Consider the following 7210-nt stretch of genomic DNA (forward strand, 5'->3'; position numbering starts at 1 on the left):
ACAATATTATTCAATGACCTTGCAATCCTAGTCGAATTGCGGTATTTTACAAAAGGCTTATTTCTTTTTACCGGACCGCTCCGGTGAAGAGTTAAATATACAAATTTTCAAATGAGCGATCAGGAGGACAATATGTTAATAGTAAAGAAGTTTGGTGGTACTTCTGTTGGAAATACCGAAAGAATCTTTAACGTGGCCAAAAGATGTATTGAGGATTGGCAGAGGGGGAACGACGTAGTCGTAGTTCTGTCTGCGATGGGTAAATACACAGATGAGCTGATAGATATGGCTAAGCAGGTAAATGAGAATCCACCTAAGAGAGAGATGGATATGCTTTTTACAATAGGTGAACAGATGTCCGTATCGCTTATGGCTATGGCTATGAATTCTCTTAAAGTTCCTGCAATCTCTCTGAACGCATTCCAGGTGGCAATGCATACAACTTCAGTGTATGGCAATGCGCGTCTGAAGAGAATCGATGTTGAGAGAATAAGACATGAGCTGGAGCAGAGAAAGATAGTTATTGTCACAGGATTCCAGGGAATTAACAAGTATGACGATTACACAACTCTTGGTCGTGGTGGTTCAGATACAACAGCTGTTGCACTTGCAGCGGCACTTAACGCTGATGCGTGTGAGATATACACAGATGTGGATGGAGTATATACAGCAGATCCACGTAAGGTAAAGACCGCACGTAAGCTGGATACGATAACATACGATGAGATGCTTGAGCTTGCTACACTTGGAGCAGGCGTTCTGCACAACCGTTCAGTTGAGCTTGCAAAGAAGTTCGGCGTTCAGCTGGTTGTTCGTTCAAGTCTCAATTTTTCAGAGGGTACAATAGTTAAGGAGGATACTGGAATGGAGAAGATGTTAGTTAGTGGAGTTGCAGCGGATGCAGATTCAGCGAGAGTGGCAGTTGTAGGATTAGAGGACACACCGGGTGTTGCATTCAAGCTTTTCAACCTGCTTGCAAAGAATGACATCAATATAGATATGATACTGCAGTCAGTAGGAAGACATGGAACAAAGGATATTACATTCACATGTAGTGATGAGAATGCAGACAAAGCAGAGGAGATCATCAAGAACAACATAGGCAAGTTTGAGAGCATAGATGTCAACAAGAATGTTGCAAAGGTTTCTATCGTTGGTGCAGGAATGCAGTCAAATGCAGGTGTTGCAGCCAAGATGTTCGAGGCTCTTTATGATGAGAACATCAACATCAGAATGATCTCAACATCAGAGATCAGAGTTACAGTTCTCATCGACGAGCAGTATACAGAGCGCGCAATGAACGCGATCCATGACAAGTTCGCACTCGGCGATCGTTAATTCTAACAGAATCATATGAAGTTCTGTTCTGCAGGACCTTACAATATACGCCGGGGGAAACTCCGGCGTAAATTATCATAAGGGGGAACCGCCGTTAAGGCGGGGGATTCCTTATGATGAAGCAGACGCCGCGCGAAGCGCTTTTCATGCGGCTGCACCCGTATAAGGCGGGAACATAAAAGAATTTGAAAGGAGTCAGGGTATGAAGAGAACAGATTACATATCGTGGGATCAGTATTTTATGGGCATTGCGATGATGTCGGCAGAGAGAAGCAAAGACCCGTCAACGCAGGTTGGTGCGTGTATAGTGGACAAGAACAACAGAATTCTGTCCATGGGATATAATGGTATGCCGGCAGGATGCGACGATGACACAATGCCGTGGGGAAAGTCCGGAGCCCCGCTTGACAACAAATATTTCTATGTATGCCACGCGGAGCTGAACTCCATTCTTAATTACAGAGGTGGCAATCTCAAGGATGCGATCATATATTCTACTCTGTTCCCGTGCAATGAATGTGCCAAAGCTATTATTCAGTGCGGTATAAAGGAAGTAGTGTATATGTCAGACAAGTATGCGATGACAGAGAGCACCATAGCCTCCAAGAAAATGTTTGACATGGCTGGTGTTGCATACAGGCCATTTGAAGCAAAAGGCAGGAAGATCACGCTCAATCTTTAGAAGTAACAGAATAGTTCCGGAATACCGGAGAGAACACATATGTATGACAGACAGGAGAGAATATGGTCATAGAGAGTAATAGCAAGGAAGAAACCTACAATGCAGGAGTACAGCTTGGACAGAATGCAGCTCCTGGCCAGGTGTACTGTATATATGGAGATCTGGGAGTTGGCAAGACGATAATATCCCAGGGGGTGGCAGCTGGACTTGGAATCACTGAAGTGGTGAACAGCCCGACTTTCACTATTGTGAAGGAGTATGACGAGGGCAGATTGCCTCTGTATCATTTTGACGTGTACAGGATCGGCGATGTAGACGAGATGGATGAGATAGGCTACAATGAGATGGTGTATGGAGATGGAGTATGTCTTATAGAGTGGGCTAACCTCATCGAGGAGATATTACCTGACACATATACCAGAATCGACATAGAGAAGGACCTTTCAAAGGGCCTTGATTACAGGCGTATTACGATAGAAGAGAGGCATGATCAGATATGAAGATCTTAGCATTTGACAGCTCAGGACTTGTGGCGAGCGTTGCCATAGTCGAGAACAATAATTTGATAGCTGAATATACAACCAACTACAAGAAGACACATTCCCAGACACTGCTTCCTATGCTGGAAGAGATCGTGAAGATGACAGAGACGGACAAAGAGAGTTTTGATGCGCTGGCTGTTGCTGCCGGACCGGGATCATTTACAGGACTCAGAATAGGCTCAGCGACGGTCAAGGGACTTGCACTTGCATGGAATATACCGGTTATTGCGGTGCCGACACTTGAGGGGCTTGCATACAATGTGTGGGGAACTGACAGACTTATCTGCCCTATCATGGACGCGAGAAGAAAACAGGTGTATACGGGACTTTATAGTTTTAACAGTGATGACAGGCTTGAGACGATAATGGATCAGACTCCTATGGATATTGCTGACCTTATAGACCAACTCAATGAGAGAGGGGAAAAGGTTATATTTGTGGGAGATGGAATAGATGTGTATGCTGATGTTTTAAAAGAGAAGATGACGGCAGACTACGCATTTGCTCCGGCACACATGAATAAGCAGAGAGCTGGCTCGGTGGCAGCCGCAGCCCAGGTGAGATATGCAGCCGGACAGTATGAGGAGGGGGATACATTTGCCCCTGAATATCTCAGACAGTCACAGGCAGAGCGGGAGAGAGCTGAAAAGGCAAAACTGGAGAATGATGGACATGAATAGCTGTTTTTCCCATGTACGCCCGAGACTGGCAGATATGAAAGACCTGGCCGGGATAGCTGCACTTGAGATGGCGGTGTTTTCGCATCCGTGGAATGAGGAGATGGTGTCCTCATCTATACAGGGGACGTACGATCATGTCAAGATCCTTGAAACTTCTGAAGGAGAAATCGCCGGCTATATCATATATTCGGCGGTGTGTGACAGTGCAGATCTGCTCAGGGTAGCAGTGGATGCCGGATCAAGACGTCGTGGCATCGGCTGTAAGCTGATGGAAGCCATGATCGATGACTGCAAGGACAGGAATGTGCAGAGCATATTTCTGGAAGTCAGGGAATCCAACGCTGCTGCGATAGCTATGTATGAGCAGTTTGGATTTATAAAAATTTCTACAAGAAAAAAATACTACGACTCACCGGTGGAGGATGGTCTGGTTATGAAAAAACAGTTGTAGTAATAGATATATGCAGAATATACAGTGCGTGGAGAACACATTTGCACGGCTGGAAAACATTGTCGGTATATTCTGTGAAGGATCTGGCTTATAATCAGACTCATAACAGGGCTGCATGCAGTCGGACAGGAGATAAATATGAGTGAGATCAGATGTAATAGGTGTGGAAGGATAATTGTATTTGGAGATATGCATAACAAGGAGGATTACGTCCTTATTCAGAAGGAATGGGGGTATTTCTCACACAAGGATGGCAGAAAATACACACTCAGGATGTGTGAGGACTGTTACGACAGACTTGTAAATGAATGTGTCATACCTCCAAGGATAGATGATGTGACAGAGTATGCATAGAGTATGCATATAGACTCTGCCTTAGAAATGGAGATAGAAGATGATAGACGTATGTCTTTTGGGGACCGGAGGGATGATGCCGCTGCCATACAGGGCACTTACATCTCTCGTGGTCAGATATAACGGACACGAGATGCTGATAGACTGCGGAGAGGGAACCCAGACCTCAATGCGTCAGCAGGGCATGATAGGCTTTAAGCAGATAGATGTGATCTGCTTCACACATTTTCATGCAGATCATATAAGCGGATTGCCGGGGCTGCTGCTCACGATAGGCAATGCCGAGAGAACGGAGCCACTTCTTATGGTTGGCCCAAAGAGACTTGAGAAGGTAGTCAATTCCCTCAGGGTTATAGCGCCTGAGCTTCCGTTTGAGATCAGGTTCCAGGAGCTCTCGGAGGCTGAGGAGAGCTTTATGTGGGAGGATCTCAGGGTGGATGCATTCAGGGTGAATCACAATGTGACATGTTATGGATATTCCCTTTCGCTTCCAAGAACAGGAAAATTCAGCGTGGACAGAGCTAGAGAGAATGAGATTCCAATGAAATACTGGAATGGCCTGCAGAAGGGCAACACATACGAGGAGGATGGACACATATATACTCCTGATATGGTGCTTGGGCCTGACCGCAAGGGCCTGAAGCTCACATACTGCACAGATACCAGACCGACCCCCCTTATAGAGAAGTATGCAGCCGGATCAGATTTGTTCATATGCGAGGGCATGTACGGCGAAAAGGAGAAAGAGATAAAAGCCATAGAGCATAAGCATATGATGATGCAGGAGGCTGCGGCCATAGCGGCAAAGGCAGATGTGGGGGAGATGTGGCTTACACATTACAGTCCGTCGATGGCAAAACCGGCGGTGTTTATGGATGAGATAAGAGAGATATTCCCGAGAACTATTGCAGCAAAGGACAGGACGACAACAACGCTCAAGTTTTCGGAGGAGTAGAATAGATCGACAAAGGTGAGATGAATTATGGAGAAAGATGTAAAGATACTGGCTATAGAATCCTCATGTGATGAGACATCCGCAGCGGTTGTTGTGAATGGAAGAAACGTACTGTCAAATATAATATATTCACAGATAGATATCCATACACTTTATGGAGGCGTTGTGCCGGAGATAGCTTCACGAAAGCACATAGAGAAGATTACACAGGTCATAAGACAGGCGCTCAAAGAGGCAGAGTGCACACTGGATGACATAGATGCGGTTGCAGTCACATATGGACCGGGGCTTGTTGGTGCTCTTCTCGTTGGTGTGGGAGCAGCCAAGGCCATAGCATTTGCAAAAGATATACCACTTGTTGGTGTGCATCATATAGAAGGTCATATCGCAGCGAATTATATAGAGAACAAGGAGCTTGAGCCTCCGTTCATGTGCCTTGTTGTGTCAGGAGGTCACACACATCTTGTAAAGGTAGTCGATTACGGCAAGTTTGAGATACTGGGAATAACCAGGGATGATGCGGCAGGAGAGGCATTTGACAAGGTAGCAAGGGCTATAGGACTGGGTTACCCGGGAGGACCGAAGATAGATCGTAAGGCGAAGGAGGGCAACCCTGACGCTATAGAATTTCCAAGGGCAAAGGTGGCAGAATCAGCCTATGACTTCAGCTTCAGTGGCCTGAAGTCCGCAGTGCTCAACTATATCAATCAGGCTCATATGAGAGACGAGCAGATCAATGAGGCCGATGTGGCAGCATCGTTCCAGAAAGCAGTAACGGAAGTGCTCACAGAGCATGCGGTTGCTGCGGCAAAGGAATACCATATGGATAAGATAGCCATAGCTGGCGGAGTTGCGTCCAATTCTGCTCTCAGAGCCAGCATGAAGGCGGCCTGTGAGAAGGCTGGGCTTACATTGTATCATCCATCGCCGATACTGTGCACGGACAATGCGGCCATGATAGGTGCGGCGGGATACTACGAATACATAAATGGAACAAGACATGGATGGGATCTGAATGCCATACCAAACCTCAAGCTGGGTGAGAGATAACCAGCCTGGTCAAGTGTGTGATGGTGTCAGACTACTACTAGGGAGAAGATGAACATGGGCGATGCGGATAATGCTGATTACAAGGAATCAAATATAGAAATCTTTGATACAGTGGATGAAGTAAAGGTCACGGCAATAGTCCTTGCAGCCGGAAAGGGCAGCAGGATGCACAGCGATATACCTAAGCAGTTTATGACGCTGGGGGATTATCCTGTGCTGTATTATTCGCTCAAGGCCTTTCAGAACAGCCCGGTTGATGACATAATCCTTGTCACAGGTGAGGATTATGTAGAATATTGCAGAAATGACATAGTAGACAGGTACAACATCACCAAAGTCAGGAAGATCGTGACCGGTGGGGCAGAGCGCTATGACTCCGTACATAATGGACTTATTGCGGCGGATGGTGCGAAGTATGTACTCATCCATGATGGTGCGAGACCATGCATAACCCAGAAAATCATCACAGATTCCATAGATGCAGTAAAGATATATTCTGCGTGTACAGTGGGTGTACCTGTGAAGGATACCATCAAGATAGTAGATGAGGATCAGATGGGAGTGGATACTCCTGATAGATCCAGGCTGTGGCAGGTTCAGACTCCACAGAGTTTTAACAGGGAACTTCTGCTTACCTGTTATGATGGACTGGCGCATGACAAATGTCAGGTTATAACGGATGACACAATGATAGTGGAGCGTTATAGCAGCGTCAGAACGAAGGTGATAATGGGGGCGTATGAGAACCTGAAAATCACCACTCCTGAGGATTTAAAAATTGCTTCAAATTTTTTGAAAAAAGATGTTGACACAAAGATGGTAAAGTGATAATATGTACAAGTCGCCGGTTGATGGCGACGAACAAAAACAACTTGGAGAGATATCGAAGCGGTCATAACGAGGCGGTCTTGAAAACCGTTTGTCCGAAAGGGCGCGAGGGTTCGAATCCCTCTCTCTCCGCTGACTTTCATACATAATGAAAGTTCAAGCGCTTGATACTGGAGAAGTACCCAAGCGGTTGAAGGGGCTCCCCTGGAAAGGGAGTAGGCCGTTAATAGCGGCGCGAGGGTTCAAATCCCTCCTTCTCCGTTAGACATACTTAGTATCAGAGCTATATAAGAACCTTGAAAAATTAACAACATGACAACCCTGAAATTC

The 7210-nt window shown here is 46.0% G+C and carries 9 protein-coding genes and 2 tRNA genes; all 11 read left to right on the top strand.

What is annotated here, in order from left to right; translation table 11 throughout:
• The first annotated feature begins 132 nt into the window (after nucleotides 1–132).
• The 11 genes from DWW60_RS05990 to DWW60_RS06040 all read left to right on the top strand — a co-directional run bounded on the left by DWW60_RS05990 (nucleotide 133) and on the right by DWW60_RS06040 (nucleotide 7141).
• On the top strand, nucleotides 133–1338 hold the full coding sequence (locus DWW60_RS05990; protein ID WP_022215807.1) for an aspartate kinase: 1206 nt from the start codon (nucleotides 133–135) through the stop codon (nucleotides 1336–1338).
• Between the two features lie 202 nt (nucleotides 1339–1540).
• The gene (locus DWW60_RS05995) at nucleotides 1541–2020 is read left to right on the top strand and encodes a deoxycytidylate deaminase (RefSeq protein ID WP_015533858.1); all 480 of its coding nucleotides are present in this window, start codon (nucleotides 1541–1543) and stop codon (nucleotides 2018–2020) included.
• A 62-nt stretch (nucleotides 2021–2082) separates the two neighbouring features.
• Entirely contained in the window at nucleotides 2083–2520 is a 438-nt protein-coding gene (gene tsaE, locus DWW60_RS06000; RefSeq protein ID WP_055146424.1) for a tRNA (adenosine(37)-N6)-threonylcarbamoyltransferase complex ATPase subunit type 1 TsaE, read from the top strand.
• A complete protein-coding gene (gene tsaB / locus DWW60_RS06005) occupies nucleotides 2517–3242 on the top strand; it encodes a tRNA (adenosine(37)-N6)-threonylcarbamoyltransferase complex dimerization subunit type 1 TsaB (protein WP_022215805.1) in 726 nt (241 codons plus the stop codon). The genes tsaE and tsaB overlap by 4 nt, the downstream gene beginning before the upstream one ends.
• On the top strand, nucleotides 3235–3693 hold the full coding sequence (rimI, locus tag DWW60_RS06010; protein WP_117874612.1) for a ribosomal protein S18-alanine N-acetyltransferase: 459 nt from the start codon (nucleotides 3235–3237) through the stop codon (nucleotides 3691–3693). Before tsaB ends, rimI begins: the two co-directional genes overlap by 8 nt.
• Nucleotides 3694–3831: 138 nt before the next feature.
• On the top strand, nucleotides 3832–4047 hold the full coding sequence (locus tag DWW60_RS06015; RefSeq protein ID WP_117874613.1) for a hypothetical protein: 216 nt from the start codon (nucleotides 3832–3834) through the stop codon (nucleotides 4045–4047).
• Between the two features lie 40 nt (nucleotides 4048–4087).
• Nucleotides 4088–5002 (top strand): ribonuclease Z, encoded by a 915-nt coding sequence (locus DWW60_RS06020; protein WP_015533863.1) that lies wholly within the window; start codon nucleotides 4088–4090, stop codon nucleotides 5000–5002.
• A gap of 27 nt (nucleotides 5003–5029) precedes the next feature.
• Complete coding sequence (tsaD, locus tag DWW60_RS06025; RefSeq protein WP_022215803.1) at nucleotides 5030–6052, top strand: tRNA (adenosine(37)-N6)-threonylcarbamoyltransferase complex transferase subunit TsaD; 1023 nt, start codon at nucleotides 5030–5032, stop codon at nucleotides 6050–6052.
• 54 nt (nucleotides 6053–6106) lie between these two features.
• Nucleotides 6107–6880: a 2-C-methyl-D-erythritol 4-phosphate cytidylyltransferase gene (gene ispD / locus DWW60_RS06030; protein WP_117874615.1), complete on the top strand. Its 774-nt coding sequence runs from the start codon at nucleotides 6107–6109 to the stop codon at nucleotides 6878–6880.
• Nucleotides 6881–6926: 46 nt separating this feature from the next.
• Nucleotides 6927–7012, top strand: a tRNA-Ser gene (locus DWW60_RS06035).
• A gap of 40 nt (nucleotides 7013–7052) precedes the next feature.
• Nucleotides 7053–7141: transfer RNA gene (locus tag DWW60_RS06040), tRNA-Ser, on the top strand.
• The last annotated feature ends 69 nt before the right edge of the window (nucleotides 7142–7210 follow it).

Origin of the sequence: Coprococcus sp. AF16-22, from assembly GCF_003461545.1 — a bacterium.
Classification (GTDB): domain Bacteria; phylum Bacillota; class Clostridia; order Lachnospirales; family Lachnospiraceae; genus Coprococcus; species Coprococcus aceti.